This is a genomic window from Ruminococcoides intestinale, assembly GCF_040095935.1.
In the GTDB taxonomy this organism is placed as follows: domain Bacteria; phylum Bacillota; class Clostridia; order Oscillospirales; family Acutalibacteraceae; genus Ruminococcoides; species Ruminococcoides intestinale.
In genome coordinates this window covers 173,275-190,754 of the sequence record NZ_JBBMFQ010000003.1, presented here as the reverse complement: position 1 = coordinate 190,754, position 17,480 = coordinate 173,275, and the positions used below count along the sequence as shown (strand labels likewise).

Genomic DNA, 17,480 nt, shown 5'->3' with positions numbered 1-17,480 from the left:
AACACCTCTGTTAATAAAAACGATAAACATTGCAATACGACTCGGTTTCAACAAAATAGTCGTACCAGTTGTAGAAATCTTCAAAGCTGTAATCAGCCTGAATAAGCTCATAATTCTTAAATTTTGTGTTTTCCGTTATGTATTTAAGCACATCATCTTTGTCTGCAAGGCGGGAAACATAAACCGTTACCTCGTCAAGTGACGCAAGCTTTTTGTCCGTTTTGAGTTTTTCCATGCTATCGGTTTCCTGCTTATTTGTGTCGCCGTTAAACATAAATGCCTCGGCTAGCGAAGAAACCTTTCCGTTGGTGATAACTCCTCGTTTTTCGGCAAATTCTTCAAGCTCATCACCGAGAGTCGGAGAGAACTTTGAACTCTGAACAATCATTGTGCTATCGTAGTTCATAAACTTGTCAATACACTTGTTCCATTCAAGCATTGCAGTTCCGACAAAAATGCAGTTGTCTGTCTTTGGCTCATAGAGATTTGTTTTGCCGTATGTGTAATAGGGCTTAACCGTAACAAACGCTGTGACTGACGCAAGCAAAATGCATACAGGCACGGCAAGGCGTATCTTCTGATTTTTGAAAAGTGTGAAAATTCTGATGAACGAGAATGCAAAAAGCATCGCAATCAGCGGAAGTGACGCCATAACATAGCGGTCGCTGTTAAACGGTGAAACAAGCGAAATGCCGATGAAATAGCAAACTGCCGGAACTACGGCAAACATCGCCTTTTTAGGGATTTTTACCTTTTTCACAAAACGGAAATAAATTCCGAATCCGATAACTGCGGCTGTACAAAGTCCGAGCAGCCAAACCTGATTGATAAACATATCCTTTGCAAGAATCTGAACATAGGTGCAAAGCTTGTAGAAAACATAGGTCACAACCGTAATCATATCAAGCGCCGACATATCAAGCGAACTGAGTCCACGGTTGCCGCCGAGTACATTCGAGATTATGTACGGATAAATGCAGAGTGCAAGTCCTGCACCGACAACAGCCGCAATAATGTACTTAATAAGGTCTTTACCGCACTTTTCCTTGATTTTGAGCACAAGGAAAACAAGTCCCGTAAGTCCTGCAAAGAGGATGAAATAATACTGGGTAAGCACACCGCAAAGCACTGTAACTGCAAGCAGAATGCAGTCCTTTATGCCGACGGTGTTCTTTTTTTCATAGAGCTTTATGCTCATATAAACGAACGCAAGCACCCAGAAGGTAAGCGTTGCGTACATTCTCAGGTAAATCGTCGTGGTAATACACGCAATACTCAGAGCATATGCCCCAACACCGATCAAGGCATAAAGATTGTTGCCCGTGATTTTCCGTCCGATTTTATAAAGCATAATCAAAATGCCTGCCATGGCAAGCACATTTATTGAATAGGCAAGCCATTTTGAGAACACGCCCGGAAAGAACGAACAGACCGTGTGAACAAGTGCGTAATAGAGAGGCGGATGCGACGCATCTATAATCTGATTTTCATATACCTGAGCATAGTCGAATCTGTCATCGGGCGACACGGCAAGATACTCGTTGAAATCCTCGGGACTGTTCCAACCTCCGTCAACATTAAGCTGTTTTGAGGAATTTGCAAGGTTATAGGTCAGAAGCTCGTCCTCGTGAAAGCCCTGTTTTGCAAACATATAAACCGTGCTTATGACAAGGCTCACCGCAATAATAACCGCAAGAATTATTCTTGCCTTTTTGTTGTCGATTTTCATATAAAATTCTCCGTAATAATCAAAATTAAAATCAGCCGACAATTTTGTGCCGTTCAAACGGCAATTTTCGGCATTCCGTATTTAAATGATTATACCACAAATACGGTCACAATAACAATAGACTTTACAAAAATTTTGTATGTAATGAGTTTTCGGGCAAACAAAAATGCCGACAGAAAAATCCGTCGGCACAAATAATTTGTAATATTTTGATTATTTTTTAGCTGTTGTTTTCTTTTCGGCAGGCTTTTCAGCTTTTACGGCAGTTTCGGTTTTCTCGACTTTTTCAGTCTTAACTGCTTTTTCTGTTTTTTCAGCTTTTTTCTCAACCTCAGCAGGAGCAGGAGTTTCCTCCTTAACTGCTTTTACTGCCTTTTTAACGGGCTTTTCGGGAGCGGGTTCGGCTTTCTTTTCAACCTTTTCAGCGGTTGCTTCTGCCTTTGCAGACTTTGCTTCAGCCTTTACTTTTTCTGCCTTATCTTCCTTTTTCGGAGCAGCCTTTGCCGATTTCTTTGCCTTTTCGGCTTTAAGCTTTGCAAGAGCGGCGTCCTTCTTTGCCGTAGTCTTTTTCTTTACGGGAAGAGCCAGCTTCTTTTTAAGCTTGAAATACATAACAGCAAGCGGCGGAACTGTGATTTCCATTGAATAGTTGAGCTCGTGGTCTTTCTTCTTTTTAGCCTTGAGCTCACCCTCGTTTCTGATTCCGCAACCGCCGAATTCTTCAGCCTCGGAGTTGAACACTTCTTCATAAATACCGTATTCGGGCACACCAACAACATAGTTATCGTGCTGAACAGGCTGGAAGTTACATACGCAGATGATTTCACTGCCGTCATAAGCAATTCTGCGGAACGAAATGATGCTGTTCTTGTAGTCATCAAGTGCAATCCACTGGAAACCGTCCCAATCATAGTCGTTCTCATGCATGGCAGGAACATCACGATAGAACTTGTTTACCTCAGCAAAGAAAAGGTTAAGCTGACGGTGCTTTTCAAATGAAAGAAGGTTCCATTCAAGCTCCTCGTTCGCATTCCACTCGTCAAACTGACCGATTTCACTGCCCATGAACATAAGTTTCTTACCCGGGTGAGCCATCATATACGCTACGAAACCTCTCACACCGCTGAACTTCATGTCATAGTCGCCGGGCATTTTATTGATGAGAGAACCCTTGCCGTAAACAACTTCATCATGAGAAATCGGGAGCATAAAGTTCTCGGAAAAAGCATAAACCATGCTGAATGTAAGTGTGTCGTGGTGATAATTTCTCCACAACGGATCAAGTGAGATGTACGAAAGCATATCGTTCATCCAACCCATATTCCACTTGTAGTCAAAGCCGAGTCCCATATCCTTAATCGGATAGCGTGTAACATTCGGCCATGCCGTACTTTCTTCGGCAATCATCATAGCCTCGGGGTGGAACATATGTACAACCGTGTTGAGCTTCTGCAGGAAATCAACGGCAACAAGGTTTTCTCTTCCGCCGTATGCGTTTGCAATCCACTCGCCGTCTTTTCTGTTGTAGTCAAGATAAAGCATTGATGCAACGGCATCAACACGAATACCGTCAACATGATACTTGTCAAGCCAGAACATTGCAGATGAAAGGAGGAAGCTTGTTACCTCATATCTGCCGTAATTGAAGATATATGTACCCCATTCCTTGTGTTCACCGATACGGGGATCTTCATATTCATAACAGCCTGTACCGTCAAATCTGCCAAGACCGTGTGCGTCCTTCGGGAAGTGGGCAGGAACCCAGTCAAGGATAACGCCGATGCCCTCTTCATGACATCTGTCCACAAAATACATAAGGTCTTTCGGCTCACCGTAACGGGATGTTGCGGCAAAGTAGCCTGTAACCTGATATCCCCAGCTGCCGTCAAACGGATATTCTGTAAGAGGCATAAACTCAATGTGAGTGTAGCCCATATTCTTAACATAAGGAATAAGCTCATCAGCAAGCTTGCGATAACTGAAAACATTGCCGTCCTCATACTTACGCCAAGAACCTGCGTTTACCTCGTAAACATTGACAGGCATACTCTTGTGCGGATGCTCTTTTTTATAATCATACCACTTTTCATCATGCCACTCGTAGCCGTCAATCTCGTAAACACGGGATGCGTTGTCAGGACGAGTCTGACAATGAAAAGCATAAGGATCGGTTTTGAGCCTTCTCTCATGCCACGGGGTTTCGACACAATATTTATAGCAGGCAAACTCGGGAATTCCCTCAATAAACAACTCCCAGACGCCGCCGTCCGAGATTTTGTACATAAAGTTTGCGTCATTGTTCCAGTCGTTAAAATCACCGACCACCGAAACGGACAATGCGTTCGGTGCCCATACTCTGAAAACAACGCCCTGACGGCCGTCCCAGTTCACAAAGTGTGAGCCTAAAAATTCATAAGCACGAACAGATTCGCCTTGTAAAAACTGATCAAGCGGCGCTCTTTCGTCATTGATTTTAAAAGCCATAGTAACCCTCTTTTCTGCGATTGTAGGCAGTTCTTCAATAATACAAGTATAGTATAATATATTTTCACCAAATATACAAGTGGTAAAAACGATTTTTATGTAAATAATTTTGTCGATTCGCCTGAAATATTGTCAGTTGCTGTGAAAATCGTTCCAAAAAATAGTCAGAGAATGCGTGTTTCATCCGTAATTTTTATTTTTGACACACTTATCCCATACTGTTATAATATACAATAACGAAAGCATAAACAAGCGACAATTACGCTACTTTCGTTGGAAAACCGACTAATTTTAAAATCAGGTGATTATCTTTGGACATAAGAGTTATGAAAAGCAAGAAAAGTATTTTTGACGCATTTGTAAATCTGCGTTCAAAAAAAGAACTGCGCAAAATTACCGTTAAGGAGCTTTGTGAAAAAGCACTCATAAATAAATCGACCTTCTACACATATTATGAAGATATGTTCGACCTTTCGGATAAAATTGAAAGCGAGGTAGTTGACGGCATTGTAAGTACCATAAGCAATCCGCAGATGATGATTGACGAGCCCGTAAAATTTTATCGCAATCTTCTGGGTGCAATGACCGAAAACAAGGCACTGACAAACACGGTTTTTTCCGGTTCACAACATCCCAATCTTATAGTAAAGCTTTCAAAATCATTGAAAAATATGATTTTCGAGAACTGCCCGGAATATATAAACGATAAGAAATTCTGCACACTTCTTGACTACGCAATCTACGGCGGATACTATGCCTTTGTTGAAAATCAGGAGAACACAAACGATTATTCGGATGAACTTATTGAATCGGTTTCAGTGATTTCCGAGCATATGACAAAACTCATAAAAGCAAGCATTCCAAACCTTAAAAGCAATAATACATAAAAATACTTTTTGCATATTTTTCAAGCTGTATTATTCATTAATTTGTGCAAAGTGCGATTTTTGTCGAACTTCAAAATATTTATTTAAAATTGCTGTCGATTGTGATAGAATATATTCGGTTTTATAAGAGAGAAAGGAGAGTCGGTCAGACTGCCGTTTATGAGGCGTTTGAAGTCTGTCCGAAAAAGAAGTTATGGAAATTAACACACTTGATATTCTGAAGAATCTTGCCATAATCCTTGTTGCGGCAAAGCTTCTCGGTATTGTTGCCAGAAAGCTCGGCGCACCACAGGTTGTGGGTGAGATTATTGCAGGTCTTATCGTAGGACCTTGTATGCTTAATTTTGTTTCGTATGACGGATTCATCTCAGGTATGGCTGAAATCGGCGTTATATTGCTGATGTTCTCGGCAGGTCTGGGAACGGATCTTAAAGAGCTTATCAAAACAGGACCTGTTGCCTTGCTTGTTGCGTTTGCCGGTGTAATCGTTTCGGTTGCAGGCGGTGCGGCTGTTTACCTTGTATTCGGCTTTGGTGACGGTGACCTTGCGATGCTTGAGGCTGTATTTATGGGAACAATCCTTGCGGCAACCTCGGTTAGTATTACTGTTCAGGCTCTTAAAGAAATGGGACACCTGAAAGGAAGGGTTGCAACAACAATTCTTTCAGCCGCAATTATAGACGATGTTATCGGCATCGTACTTCTCACCGTTGTAATCGGTTTCAAAAGCCCCGATGTTCAGCCTGCGTCCGTTTGCATCAACATTGTACTTTTCTTTGTTCTTGCATTTGTACTCGGCTTTGCACTTTATTTTCTCTTCAAGTGGCTCGACAAGCTCTGGCCGCACTCAAGAAGAATTCCGATTTTCGGTCTTGTTCTCTGCTTTGCGTGTGCATATTGTGCGGAAGAATTTTTCGGAATTGCAGACATTACAGGCGCATATGTTGCAGGTATTATCCTCTGTAACATCAAGGATTCACAGTACATTGAAAGAAAGATGGATGTCAGCTCGTACATGATTTTCGGACCTGTATTCTTTGCAAGTATCGGACTTCAGACAAGCTTTAACGATTTCAACCTTTCAATGCTCTGGTTCTCAATTGCACTCGTTGCAGTTGCACTTTTGACAAAGGTTATCGGCTGCGGCGGTACGGCAAAGCTTTGCAAATTCAATATGCCCGACTCGCTCAAAATCGGCGTAGGTATGATGAACCGTGGTGAGGTCGGTCTTATCGTTGCCAAGAAGGGACTTGACACAGGTCTTATGGCACCGCAGTTTTTTGCTCCTATTATTATTCTCATCATCGTTTCATCGCTTGCAACACCTATTCTTCTCAAGGTAGTTTACAAGAAATGGCCGGGTAAAGAAAATGAGGAGGCAGACAACCGTTCGGAAAAGCTTGCCGAAAACGAAAAGTATCTTACTCAGGAAGTTGTCGGTGCAACCTACAACATCACAGAAGATAATTTCAAAGATAAAAGCAAAGACGAATAATTTAATACAATAACCTAAAAGGACAAATGACAGTCATCAAGTCATTTGTCCTTATTCTTATTTATGCGGTTTTATTAATTTTTCTCAAACAGTGTTCCTTTAGAATAAATTTTGTTTGTGTTTTGATACATATAATCAAAAAGAATATCAAACACTTCTTTGTTTTTGTTATCAATCAAAGCGTATTCGGTAATTGAATTATCTTTGATAAAAGCAATGACCAATGTATCGTCAACACCTGTAACCGACAGTTTTTCGGCATTTTTGATTTTTAGATTTTCGACAGCTGTTTTCACATCATATGACGAATCAATAATAACCTTATCCCAACTGTCTGCATATGAATCAAGCGAAATTCCCTTTTCGGTATTCTGAATTTTGCTTATTTCAGTTGCAATACTGTCATTCGGCTTGAATTCGCTCTGCGAACAACCTACTGCAAACAGACACACAATAATTAACGAAATTGTCAATGCCAAACTTTTTCTCATTTTTCCTCCTTAATTTTTAGATGAAGAATTTGTTTTTATAAGTTTATTATACTTTTTTTGTTTTTTTACATCTACATATCTTACCATTTTACCACTGTTAACAGCATTTGCTATATTCGTTGTTATAATAAATGGTATTGTCATTCCATTAGGTGGTCTATTTGGAAATTTCATGGATTTTAACAAATTTCTTCCGATAGCATTATTTTTCAAATCCATTTGGGTATCTACGCTTTTAGGATTATAATTGCTCGAACCTTTTTCATGGGCAGTTGCGAACTGTTCCATATATTTTACACTTGTTCCGCGTGCACCCATCGCATTCCACAATGCATGTCGAAAAGCATCCCCATTTGTTCCCATAGTATTTGAACCAAATCTATTTTTTTCTTGTTTATTCGCATAATCCGCCTGAACCAATACAACCATACCATAGGTAGGATTACTATTAAAGACTTTCTTTTCATAACTGTTCAATTGAACCTTTGATGTTGGCAAGTATTTACTATAATCAGTTCCTTTGCTAGTTGAATATGTATTAAAGGACACTTTATCAGCCTTTTTTATTAATTTATTCAAATCAGATAAAGAATACTTTTTTGTTTGTTTTATATATTTTTCGACATTTTTAAGATCTTGTTTTACATCTTCACCCAAAGTTTTTGATTTATAACAATATGAAAAATCTATATATCCAATTTTGGTTTTTAAATCGCTGTTATCAGCCACATCAGCAGAAAGCATTGATAACGCAGCTGTATTAACGATAGAAAGACTACACATTGCAATTGCCAACATTAAGCATAAAGCAATTGAAAATTTTTTCTTGATTATTCTCATAAAACCATCTCCTGTATGTAATAATTGCAATTTTATTAATCTTTTGATGCGCATCGTTATAAAATCAATAACTTGCAAATATTACTATATATTATTCGTTTTTATAAGTCAATATCAAAAATTATTTTTGTTATTTTTTAATATATTATATGATTAATTTATTAAAATGTTATAAAACTTAACATTAAAAATCTTCTGCACAGGGCAAAAAAGCCTTGTCAAATTCACTTTTCGGCAAAAGCCACAGCTTGATGTACATTGCAATCGGGGATGCAGGAGGCAGAACTTTTATATTAAGCTCATCAAATTTCAGCTTGCTTTCGTAATAAAAGCCCTTGCACGCACCCGTCAAAAATACGGGAATATTCATTGCTTTTGCTTTTTGACAAAAGTCGTTCAAAGCCTTACCGTCTGTATTCAGCGTACCCGAATGGAATCCCTCAAGGAGAACGGCTTTTACATTTTCCGTAATTTCAGGATACTGCATACCGACCGTTGCTGAAATTTTAAGCACATTGCTGTTATCCGAAAGTCGGACGCTTTCATCAAATGTGAACTCGCTTTTTGATGCCTTATAACGGGTATTCTTCACAAAAATTCCGTTCTGAATTTTTCCGTAGCTTTCGTCAAAAATGCTGTGCAGTTCGTCGCTGTATGCCGAATGTGCAAGCAGTCTTGACGCTCTGTGAATTGTCACGGGCAAGTCCGCGTTTTTATACGAAACAAAAACACCGTTTCCGCTGCCTGATTTTATAAAGTCAATCGCACCGACAAAATTTTCAAAGCCGTTTGAACGGCTGTCATCTAGCGGATAATTTGCCGAAACAAGCACAATCGGCACATTTAAGCCGTCAAAAATATAAGCAAGAAATGCAGATGTATATTGCAAAGTGTCCGTTCCGTGAGTTACAACAATGCCGTCATAGCTGTTCAAATCATAGCTTTGCAGACAGTCGGCAAGCCGGTTCATGTGACAGCCCTCAAGATTTTCGCTGAGGACGGTATAAGGCTCAGCCGTGTCAAAATCAACATCGCCGTACCTGTCAAGATACATCTGCGTGAGCATATATTTCTGCTCATTGTCGGGCGAAAGCACCTCGCCCTTACGCACACAGCCGATTGTACCGCCCGTAAAAACAACAAGAATTTTCATATACTCACCTCTTTCATATTCTGCCCTTAAAGGTTATAAATAAACTATTTATTTTCCTTGCCCGTGATTTTTTCGATTGTGATTTCATAAACGCCTGTCATACTGCCCGATTTCTCTATGCACCTTTTTCCGCTTTCGATAAATTCGGGAGCATATTTTTCAACAATCAGTTCAAGACCTCTGTTCTTGTTTTTAACCGATTTTGCAATCGTACCGAACACAATCGCACTTTCGTATTTTGAAGTCAGTTTTGTACCGTCAATTCTGTTGTTTTGAACCGTGCAGAACGAAACCTTGTTGCTGTATTCAACATTTTTCAGTTTCAACCCCGAATTCGGAGCGCAATGGAAATAAATTTTGTTGCCCTCAACGGCAAAATTTACAGGCACACCGTAGGGATAGCCGTCCTCCCCGATTGTTGACAAAATGCCGTATTCACCGTTTTTAAGGATTTCATAGGCTCTTTCTTCGGTAGTTTCCCTGTCTTTTCTACGCGTCTTTTCGTTCATTATTCAACTCCGATATCGTTCATAACCATGCCCGTAATCATCTTCGGATAGAAATATGTTGACTTCTGCGGCATTTTTTCGCCGGCGGCGGCAACATCACGGATTTCGGTTACTCTTGTCGGATTAAGCACAAACGAGCATTGAAACTTGCCGTTGTCAACGCCCTCAACAGCCTCTGAGAAGAACTTTGTGTATGTAAGGTTAATCTGATTTGCCATATTTTCCTTGTCAATGCCGAAAATTCTTTCAAGCACAAGTGAATGGAGAACGGTAACATCAAGCTGTCTTGACGGTTCACTCAATTCGGGAAGAAGCTTGTCCATAATGTCAAGATTTTTCAGCACAAGCCTGTACCATTTTCCGTTTCCGACATAGAATCCGAATGCCTTTTTGCCCTCGTCATAGAGCTTTGCAAGCTCGCTTTCCATATTGTCCGTACCGTTCATTTCGGTAACATCAAAATATTCCCTGCAACCGTCAAGAACTTTTTCAACATTAAAGTCCGGCAAATCACGCACAAGGCGGTGTGTCGGGAATACAACAAGTCCCGGATACTCCATGTCAACAAGGTAAATCATCTGATAATCACAGGGATCGCCAACCTTTGAAAGACCGTTTTCACGGCAGTAGTTTCGATAGTTTAAAGCGGTTTCATAGCGGTGGTGACCGTCTGCAATATAGAGCTTTCTGTCGGCAAAATCTGCACAAAGCTTTGTGATTACATTTTCATCCGTAACAATCCAAAGTCTGTGAGTAACACCCTCACCGTCGGTAAATTCAAGCTTTGGTGTGTCCTTAGATTCATTGTCAATTGTTGCAAGAGTTGTATGCTCGCTGTCCATATAAAGGGCATAAATCTGACTGAAATTGCAGTTTGTTGCCTTCATAAGATTAAGTCTGTCCTCTTTGGCCTTTGAAAGAGTGAACTCGTGCGGAAGAATGATTCCCTTTTCAAACTCTTCAAGATGAACACGGGCGATGATACCCTTGATGCTCTTGCGTTCGCCGTAAGCCGTAAATTCTTCCTCATAAACATAGATTGCAGGCTTGTCCTCGCTCACAAGAACACCCCTGTTCCGCCACATATCAAGGATTTCTCTTGCTGTCTGATACGGGTTTTCGCCCTCTTTCGGAAGCTCAAGCCGAATGATATTATACTCGTTTTCACTGATATAACCGAGTCTTTGTTCCTCGCTTATGATGTCATAAGGCGGACAGCAAAGCTGAGAAATTTCGCCTGCTTTTTCCGTGTTGTAACGCATTCCTCTGAACGCTTTTATTTCTGCCATATTAAAAACCTCCAAATTGTTTTTCGGTCAAGTGTATCTTCACCGTCCGTATAAGGCAATTATAACACAAGCAGTTGATTTGAACAAGTGAAAAGTAAGTTTATTTAAATTTACTGTGCAAAACCACAATGAATATTACGGCAGAAAAATCATTGACAATCAAAGGAAAGTTTGATATAATATTTTTTGCGTAAGCTGATTACGATATTTGACATTGCATAAACATCTTGTCAAATGAAAACAGAATACGCGCCAATAGCTCAGTTGGTTAGAGCTACCGGCTCATAACCGGTCGGTCCGGGGTTCGAGTCCCTGTTGGCGCACCAAAAAAGAAAGTACTCAAACGGGTACTTTCTTTTTATTTTACCGTTATGCGTGAACAGGGACTCGAAGGCGAGCGTTAAGAAAACAGTCCGGCGGACTGTTTTTAGCGAGAGCGTTGATGAATTTTTAGCTTTGAACAAGCCGCAACAAGCGAGGTAGAATAACTTAGATAGATAAAACACCTGTTGGCGCACCAAAAAAGAAAGTACCCAAACGGGTACTTTCTTTTTTTGTTTTTACTCTATCTTTTTCCAACAATACTTTTTCATAAAATCTGCAATTACGGTTATATCTTCACCCTCATAGTATTTTACAAGCAGTCTTTTAAATTCAGGCACTTCCTTTTCAGGAATCACCAAAAATCCGCCACCGTGTGAAATAAGATAGTGATTTGCAAAAATTACAGAGGCACGCTTGTTACCGTCAAGAAATATTTGTGTTTTCATACAATAAAGGCATAACTTAATTGCCGTATTGATAACTTCATCACTTTCTTCTATAATTTCACGGATTTTTTCTTTTACATCCAACTCATTAGGCAACGGTGGAACATATGAAGAACCTCCGATAGTAACTGGAACTCCTCTAATTCTTCCGCCTTCCGCAAAAAATCCTTCATTAACAACTCTTGCTATATGGCTGAGCATATAGTAATCGGAACGACTTGCTATTACATCACGATCCAAAATAAATTCCCATGCGTGTTTTAAATTCAAAATTTTCTGAACATCTGTTGCAGTCACACCAGAAATTTTACCGTTATCTATGATTTCTTCAGTTTGTGGGAATGATGTAGCAACACCCTCAAGAACAGCCTGATCATATATATTCATTTTCATATTTGCACGGGCAAACGCAATATTGTTTATAACATCAGAAGCAAGTTCATCTTCTGAATATCCCGCATTTGCAAGTTGTTTATCTATACTGCGAAGTTCTTTCCTGATTTCACGGGCTTCTCTGGCATTGCGGAGGAGCAAATTATATAATTCTTCCGTATATGCACCTACATAAGTTGATGTCTGTTTTCCTGCAACACGCTTTCTCACATAAAGATATTTTTCATTACCTCGTTCCTTAATTTCGGGAGTTCCGTCATACGGCATTAAATTTAACCTTGCATTAAGGTCAGCACGGCTTCTTAGTAACTCTTGTATTTCATTGTATTTTGCGGCCATTATAATTCTCCTTTGGGGTACATTCTCTTGTAAAAGTATAATACAATTCTCCCCAACAGTCAATGCACCTTGGGGAACATTTTTGCATTTTAAAGCCTAATTCGTTCCCCAATAATAAATTTCAAACATATTATATCCTACTCAAGTTCTTTTATGAAATCCATTAACACCAACAAATTCCAAAACACCCCTTATCTCACACGCGGATAAGGGGTGTTTTTATTCATTAATTTTACTCTTTTTGAATTCGAGATACTTTATATAGTCAAGCACATCGCCACATTCCTCTTTTGTAAATGACTGCGGAAGAGAAACAGAGCGAATGTTTCGGTTAAACGAGAGCGGTTCGTCAATCAGACCGATGAGATAGTCAACCGACACATCAAAAAGTTTTGCAATGATTATTTTTGAATTATCGTCGGGGTCACTGCGGTTACATTCGTAAGATGATATTGTGTAGTGTGACACGCCCAAAAGCTCTGCAAGCTGTGCCTGCGACACGCCGTGGTCTTTGCGAAGTTCCTGTAAGCGTTCACCAATCATAATATCACCTCATATATTTAATAACTTAATTATAAGTATTTTGCGAATTTTTGTTTAAAATTATGAGAAATTTTAGATTTTTAATTGACAAGTGTGAAAATCTGCATTATAATTCTCATATGAGCTGTGAATTTTCACAGTAATTTTAAGGAGGAATTATTTATGTATTGTCAAAAATGCGGCAAACAAATTGCCGACGGAAGTGTATTTTGTCAGCACTGCGGCGCACAAATAGGAAATGTTGTATCAGATAATTTTCTAATCAAAAAGCAAATCAAAATTATAATGTACAGCATACCGAAAAGCATGAAGAACCAATAAAAAACAAAGAAGAATTTATTGCCGATTTCCGCGCAAAGCACCCTGAACGAATGGTATATATAGTTATATTTATTATTCTAGAAATTGTTTCAACAATCGTATTTATAATGAATGTATCATCTTATATAGATCATCACCGTGATGAAAATCTCACAGGTATGATGATTGCGGCATTTCTCGAAATAATTGCAATAATTTTTGCATGTGCAATTCAAAAAGTAAACGCATCGGCAAATAAAGCATTTGACAGTTATATTACAAAAGAAAGCCGCAAAAAAACGAATGTAAGTACAAAATGGCTGTGTCCGAAATGCGGAAATTCAAATCCTGCCAACATAAGATACTGCTCAAACTGTAGTTGTCAAAAGCCGAATTTTGAACCGATTTCAGCTCAAACCGATGTTTGGCAATGTCCAAAGTGTGGAAAGATAAATCAAAATTATGTCGGAACATGCGGTTGCGGCACAAGAAAGCCATAAAGCAACAGGCTGTACAGATTGCGTACAGCCTGTTTTTGTGTGGATATTAAAATGTAGCGGCGAACCGTGTTCTCCACTACTAAACATCGGTAACTTACTGACATCTATATAATTTTATTTTACATAAATTCTGTGCCTTTACTTGCGTGTGTCCCATTAACCTCGCTATATTTTCTGTTTTTCAATTTTTAACTTAATTTGAATCAATGTCCGTTCTCCGTAATTCTGATTGCAACGGCGGTGACATCGTCCTCACGGTCAGCCTTACGGTGCTTTACCGCCTCGTCAACAACAGCCTTTGCAAGATCCTGGGTACTGCCCTCATTCCATGTGCGAATAAGCTTTTCGAGCCATTTGTCATCGCCCGTAATTACACCGTCTGATACCATAACAATCATATCCCCAGTTGTCAGATTTACCGTGTCGGTTGAAAATTTTATACCGTTTAGAATTCCTGCAGGGAGCGACGGCATTTCACGAACCGTTACCCTGCCGTTTTTCTTTACAAATGTTACGGGTGCGCCTGCTTTTTTAAAAGTGGTTTTGCCGGTGTAGAGGTCAACACTTGTAACATCAACCGTTGAAAGCGATTCGTCCTCACTTTTCACCATGAGGGCGGAGTTCACAATCTGCAAACAGCTGTCGGCTGAAAGTCCCGCCCTTAGCAGTCTTGTCATAACAGACGCCGCCATATTGCCGTCAACGGCAGCTCTGCCACCCGTACCCATACCGTCACACACGAGCGCATAAGTTTTGCCGAAACCGTCATTGAAATAATTTATGCAGTCACCGCAGAGCTTACCGTTGTCGGCGGTGTGCTGGTCGCTTCCGATTTCAACATCAAACACGGGCATTTCGCACATTGCAATACGGATTCTGTTGCCCTCACGGCTGATTGTCGGAAGGTCAAATCTTCTTCCGCAACAGCGTGAAATCTCACGCATAACCTCGCCCTTAGAAAGCTTTTCGGACTTATTCGAGAGCGTAAGTTCCACGCTCATTCTTCCGCCGTTTGACACAAGGCAGATGCACTCCTCAACAATTGCACCGAGGCTTGTGAGGGCGCTGATTATCCGTTGTGCAGATTCGTTATCGCACCGCATTGTGTTGCGAAATTCATCAGCCAAATCGTGGAGAATATCGCCGATTCCGGAAAACTGTCCTGCAACAACGCTCCGCACATCGGTAATCCTTTGTTGTGCCTCAAGCGCCGACTGATATTCACGGTAGTTTGCGTTCATTGAACGGGCAATTTCGCCTTTTTTACAGCAGTTTTTTACGAAAGATTTTTCAACATCTCTTTCGCCTATTGTCCCGTTCGATTCAAGATACTCTTCAAGCCTTGCAAAATCGTCACGGGTAACACCGCCCTTGTGTTCATAGCAGTACATTTTCAGTCCGCAAGTTTCGCAGACTTCATTTCTTGTACCCTCACAAACAGCGTCAAATGTGGGCGAATAGAGCTTTTTCATCTTTTCAGAAACTTTTGAAACATCGTTTTTCACATTGCCGACTGCCTTTGAGGCAAAGTCGAGTCGCATAACAATATTTTTTCGCAGAGCCTCTCCGAGCGATGTATTTTTGTCACTTGAAAACACGGGCGAAATCACATTGCCGACCTCTTTCGGAAGAACCATAAACACCGCACTTGCGGCAAGGCTTTCAACAAGCACACCAGACGGTGTTCCGAACTGCGAACCGAACGCAAGGCACATCACACCGTTTGAGATTACAAAGGCAATCGCACAGCCCAATTTTCCGAGCTGTGAAAAAAGCCCCGCCATAAGTCCTCCGAATGCAAAACCTCCGCAGATGTAGCCGTTCTCTCTTGCCGCAATGCTGAAAATCGCCCCTGTTGAAATTCCGCTGATTGCACCGCCCGTAACCGAGCCGTAGCGTGAACAGAGCAAAATGACGAGCATTGCAATAATTCTGCCGAGCGAGATATTCTGCCACGCAATACTGCCGAAAGCCAGAATCAGGATACACCCCGACATAACCACGCTTGCGGTTTCCTGTTGCGAAAAAACTTCAAAACTTCTGTTGTCGCCTGCAAGGTGCAATGCCGTGCTGATAAAATATGCCGCCGCACCTGCAATTACCGCCTCGGTTACGCAATCGGCAAAGGTTGTCAGCGTGCTTGTGCTTACGAAAAGCAACGAAACACCCGTTGCAAAAATCGGAACAAATGCCACAAGCGGAGCAAAAACCTTGCTTTTGGTAACCTTGTCAAGATCACCGAGCAGCCACCGCAGACCGCCTATTGCCGCCACAACGGCAAGGTAACGAAAGCTATCCGAGGGTTTGAGCAGGACATAGCCGAATGCCGTGCCTAAGAGTGATGACAAAAGATATTTTCTCGGAACTGCCGCCGTAAATGACGCCCCGAACGGTGCAAGGCTTCCGAGAACCGCTCCCCGTGACACCAAAATTCCGCAGAGCAGACAACCTGCGTTTGTGAGCATTTTCCGCATAAAATCGCTCTGAACAGCGTCCTGTCTGCGAGCCAAAGTAGTTTTTGCTTCCATAAAAATCAACATCCCTTTAATGATTTACTTCTTTTTGTATTTTTATTATAGGATATTATGGGTAACAGTTTTGTCTTTTTGTGAATGAGAATTTTTATATTCTTTTGTAGAAACAAAGCTTTGAAAAAACTTAATAAAGTAATTACGCAAAAGATTGTTCAACATTAAAAAAAGCCGTTGTTAAAATTCTCATTTTGCATTATAATGGAGTAAACCAAAGTGAAAGGACAAACAAAATGATTATAATGTCAGTTGACCTCGGAAAAGCACGCACAGGCATTGCCGTATGCGACAAAACCGAGTTTTTAGCGTCGCCATATACGGTTATTTTTGAAAAGTCACCGAAACAGTTGCTTGAAAAGGTGTCAAATACAGCCAAAGAAACAAAAGCCGAGCTTATTGTTGTGGGACTTCCGAAAAATATGGACGGCAGTGAGGGCGAAAGCGCACAGAATGCCAGAGCGTTTGCCGAAAATCTGAGCAATGAAACAGGCATTGAATGCGTTATGCAGGATGAGCGTGGAACAACAATTACGGCTCACAATTTTCTCAACACCACAAATACAAGAGGAAAAAAGCGTAAAAATGTCGTTGATGAGGTTGCCGCCACAATAATTCTTCAGGATTATCTTGACAAAAGAAAATCGGGCTTAAACAAATAAAATCATAAAAGATTTACCCTTCCGATGATTTCGGAGGGTTATTTAATGTACATTTTGAGAATTTTATAACCTAAAATTCAAGCACGCCGCAGTTTTTCTCACTTGAAACTGCGGCGTGCTTTTAAGTTAAATGCTTTAGTACTTTTAAGTACTATAAAATCATTATATCACCCATTTATGATAAAGTCAATAGTACCGATAGATACTATGCAGGGTGATAATATGTATTTTAAAAGACTGCGTGATTTGCGAGAAGATCATGATATGAAACAAAGTGAAGTTGCCGAATATTTAGGAATTCAGCAGACGGTCTATTCACGCTACGAAAGAGGATTCCAGTCAATTCCTGTTGAGCATTTAATTAAACTGGCTGATTTGTACAAAGTTTCCACAGATTACATTCTCGGCAGAAAATAGTTACAAATTAAAAATTAAAGTCGGGCAGCAGATTTTCAATGCAAAATTTCTGTTTCCCGACTTTTTTATTTGCGATACGGCGAGCCGCCGTACCCAATTCGTGTAGATAGTTTGTAATATCAAAAAACTTATTATGCCCGAGCGAAAGTTT

Annotated in this window: 16 protein-coding genes and 1 tRNA gene; 7 read left to right on the top strand and 10 right to left on the bottom strand. The window is 40.4% G+C overall.

The genetic code is table 11. The features are described from left to right. Nucleotides 1–10 precede the first annotated feature (10 nt). Nucleotides 11–1,729: a glycosyltransferase family 39 protein gene (locus tag WMO31_RS06890; protein ID WP_309372685.1), complete on the bottom strand. Its 1,719-nt coding sequence runs from the start codon at nucleotides 1,727–1,729 to the stop codon at nucleotides 11–13. Between the two features lie 213 nt (nucleotides 1,730–1,942). After that, a complete protein-coding gene (gene glgB, locus WMO31_RS06885; RefSeq protein WP_367999442.1) occupies nucleotides 1,943–4,213 on the bottom strand; it encodes a 1,4-alpha-glucan branching protein GlgB in 2,271 nt (756 codons plus the stop codon). A gap of 311 nt (nucleotides 4,214–4,524) precedes the next feature. On the opposite strand from glgB, the gene WMO31_RS06880 reads away from it, so the two are divergent. After that, nucleotides 4,525–5,100 carry a TetR/AcrR family transcriptional regulator gene (locus tag WMO31_RS06880; protein ID WP_294440530.1) on the top strand — a complete coding sequence of 192 codons (576 nt, stop codon included), beginning with the start codon at nucleotides 4,525–4,527 and terminating at the stop codon, nucleotides 5,098–5,100. A 193-nt stretch (nucleotides 5,101–5,293) separates the two neighbouring features. Continuing rightward, nucleotides 5,294–6,595, top strand: a complete 1,302-nt coding sequence (locus WMO31_RS06875) for a cation:proton antiporter (protein ID WP_046432991.1) — start codon at nucleotides 5,294–5,296, stop codon at nucleotides 6,593–6,595. 74 nt (nucleotides 6,596–6,669) lie between these two features. Here WMO31_RS06875 and WMO31_RS06870 read toward each other — a convergent pair whose 3' ends face one another. The 5 genes from WMO31_RS06870 to WMO31_RS06850 all read right to left on the bottom strand — a co-directional run bounded on the left by WMO31_RS06870 (nucleotide 6,670) and on the right by WMO31_RS06850 (nucleotide 10,877). Then, nucleotides 6,670–7,086, bottom strand: a complete 417-nt coding sequence (locus WMO31_RS06870) for a hypothetical protein (protein WP_303666749.1) — start codon at nucleotides 7,084–7,086, stop codon at nucleotides 6,670–6,672. A 9-nt stretch (nucleotides 7,087–7,095) separates the two neighbouring features. Further along, on the bottom strand, nucleotides 7,096–7,926 hold the full coding sequence (locus WMO31_RS06865) for a DUF6973 domain-containing protein (protein ID WP_303806929.1): 831 nt from the start codon (nucleotides 7,924–7,926) through the stop codon (nucleotides 7,096–7,098). Nucleotides 7,927–8,110: 184 nt separating this feature from the next. After that, nucleotides 8,111–9,079 (bottom strand): asparaginase domain-containing protein, encoded by a 969-nt coding sequence (locus WMO31_RS06860; RefSeq protein WP_367999441.1) that lies wholly within the window; start codon nucleotides 9,077–9,079, stop codon nucleotides 8,111–8,113. Between the two features lie 44 nt (nucleotides 9,080–9,123). Next, the gene (locus WMO31_RS06855) at nucleotides 9,124–9,588 is read right to left on the bottom strand and encodes a pyridoxamine 5'-phosphate oxidase family protein (protein ID WP_367999440.1); all 465 of its coding nucleotides are present in this window, start codon (nucleotides 9,586–9,588) and stop codon (nucleotides 9,124–9,126) included. Further along, the gene (locus WMO31_RS06850; protein ID WP_367999439.1) at nucleotides 9,588–10,877 is read right to left on the bottom strand and encodes a DUF1015 domain-containing protein; all 1,290 of its coding nucleotides are present in this window, start codon (nucleotides 10,875–10,877) and stop codon (nucleotides 9,588–9,590) included. The genes WMO31_RS06855 and WMO31_RS06850 overlap by 1 nt, the downstream gene beginning before the upstream one ends. A gap of 249 nt (nucleotides 10,878–11,126) precedes the next feature. On the opposite strand from WMO31_RS06850, the gene WMO31_RS06845 reads away from it, so the two are divergent. Next, nucleotides 11,127–11,203 (top strand) — tRNA-Ile (locus tag WMO31_RS06845). 234 nt (nucleotides 11,204–11,437) lie between these two features. Here the strand turns inward: WMO31_RS06845 and WMO31_RS06840 are convergent. Both WMO31_RS06840 and WMO31_RS06835 read right to left on the bottom strand, forming a co-directional pair. Continuing rightward, on the bottom strand, nucleotides 11,438–12,379 hold the full coding sequence (locus tag WMO31_RS06840; protein ID WP_367999438.1) for a DUF6788 family protein: 942 nt from the start codon (nucleotides 12,377–12,379) through the stop codon (nucleotides 11,438–11,440). 219 nt (nucleotides 12,380–12,598) lie between these two features. Beyond that, nucleotides 12,599–12,922, bottom strand: a complete 324-nt coding sequence (locus WMO31_RS06835) for a helix-turn-helix domain-containing protein (RefSeq protein WP_117838689.1) — start codon at nucleotides 12,920–12,922, stop codon at nucleotides 12,599–12,601. A gap of 162 nt (nucleotides 12,923–13,084) precedes the next feature. Between WMO31_RS06835 and WMO31_RS11225 the strand changes: the two genes are divergently transcribed. Continuing rightward, entirely contained in the window at nucleotides 13,085–13,243 is a 159-nt protein-coding gene (locus tag WMO31_RS11225) for a zinc-ribbon domain-containing protein (protein ID WP_369077045.1), read from the top strand. Nucleotides 13,244–13,293: 50 nt separating this feature from the next. Further along, nucleotides 13,294–13,722 carry a hypothetical protein gene (locus WMO31_RS06830; RefSeq protein WP_367999437.1) on the top strand — a complete coding sequence of 143 codons (429 nt, stop codon included), beginning with the start codon at nucleotides 13,294–13,296 and terminating at the stop codon, nucleotides 13,720–13,722. 203 nt (nucleotides 13,723–13,925) lie between these two features. On the opposite strand, the gene WMO31_RS06825 is transcribed toward WMO31_RS06830, so the two are convergent. Next, a complete protein-coding gene (locus tag WMO31_RS06825; protein ID WP_367999436.1) occupies nucleotides 13,926–16,250 on the bottom strand; it encodes a SpoIIE family protein phosphatase in 2,325 nt (774 codons plus the stop codon). A gap of 236 nt (nucleotides 16,251–16,486) precedes the next feature. Here WMO31_RS06825 and ruvX point away from each other — a divergent pair, with 236 nt between their 5' ends. Together ruvX and WMO31_RS06815 are read left to right on the top strand one after the other, a co-directional pair. Next, nucleotides 16,487–16,912: a Holliday junction resolvase RuvX gene (gene ruvX / locus WMO31_RS06820; RefSeq protein ID WP_101069809.1), complete on the top strand. Its 426-nt coding sequence runs from the start codon at nucleotides 16,487–16,489 to the stop codon at nucleotides 16,910–16,912. Between the two features lie 222 nt (nucleotides 16,913–17,134). Next, on the top strand, nucleotides 17,135–17,329 hold the full coding sequence (locus WMO31_RS06815; protein ID WP_015522832.1) for a helix-turn-helix domain-containing protein: 195 nt from the start codon (nucleotides 17,135–17,137) through the stop codon (nucleotides 17,327–17,329). Nucleotides 17,330–17,480 lie beyond the last annotated feature (151 nt).

What these genes read in the sequence shown, in the direction of transcription:
- WMO31_RS06860 (WP_367999441.1), bottom strand. Translation starts at nt 9,079, where the DNA reads ATGAAAATTCTTGTTGTTTTTACGGGCGGTACAATCGGCTGTGTGCGT.
- WMO31_RS06825 (WP_367999436.1), bottom strand. Translation starts at nt 16,250, where the DNA reads ATGGAAGCAAAAACTACTTTGGCTCGCAGACAGGACGCTGTTCAGAGC.
- WMO31_RS06890 (WP_309372685.1), bottom strand. Translation starts at nt 1,729, where the DNA reads ATGAAAATCGACAACAAAAAGGCAAGAATAATTCTTGCGGTTATTATT.
- WMO31_RS06840 (WP_367999438.1), bottom strand. Translation starts at nt 12,379, where the DNA reads ATGGCCGCAAAATACAATGAAATACAAGAGTTACTAAGAAGCCGTGCT.
- WMO31_RS06830 (WP_367999437.1), top strand. Translation starts at nt 13,294, where the DNA reads ATGGTATATATAGTTATATTTATTATTCTAGAAATTGTTTCAACAATC.
- WMO31_RS06855 (WP_367999440.1), bottom strand. Translation starts at nt 9,588, where the DNA reads ATGAACGAAAAGACGCGTAGAAAAGACAGGGAAACTACCGAAGAAAGA.
- WMO31_RS06875 (WP_046432991.1), top strand. Translation starts at nt 5,294, where the DNA reads ATGGAAATTAACACACTTGATATTCTGAAGAATCTTGCCATAATCCTT.
- WMO31_RS06850 (WP_367999439.1), bottom strand. Translation starts at nt 10,877, where the DNA reads ATGGCAGAAATAAAAGCGTTCAGAGGAATGCGTTACAACACGGAAAAA.
- glgB (WP_367999442.1), bottom strand. Translation starts at nt 4,213, where the DNA reads ATGGCTTTTAAAATCAATGACGAAAGAGCGCCGCTTGATCAGTTTTTA.
- WMO31_RS06815 (WP_015522832.1), top strand. Translation starts at nt 17,135, where the DNA reads ATGTATTTTAAAAGACTGCGTGATTTGCGAGAAGATCATGATATGAAA.
- WMO31_RS06835 (WP_117838689.1), bottom strand. Translation starts at nt 12,922, where the DNA reads ATGATTGGTGAACGCTTACAGGAACTTCGCAAAGACCACGGCGTGTCG.
- ruvX (WP_101069809.1), top strand. Translation starts at nt 16,487, where the DNA reads ATGATTATAATGTCAGTTGACCTCGGAAAAGCACGCACAGGCATTGCC.
- WMO31_RS06865 (WP_303806929.1), bottom strand. Translation starts at nt 7,926, where the DNA reads ATGAGAATAATCAAGAAAAAATTTTCAATTGCTTTATGCTTAATGTTG.
- WMO31_RS11225 (WP_369077045.1), top strand. Translation starts at nt 13,085, where the DNA reads ATGTATTGTCAAAAATGCGGCAAACAAATTGCCGACGGAAGTGTATTT.
- WMO31_RS06870 (WP_303666749.1), bottom strand. Translation starts at nt 7,086, where the DNA reads ATGAGAAAAAGTTTGGCATTGACAATTTCGTTAATTATTGTGTGTCTG.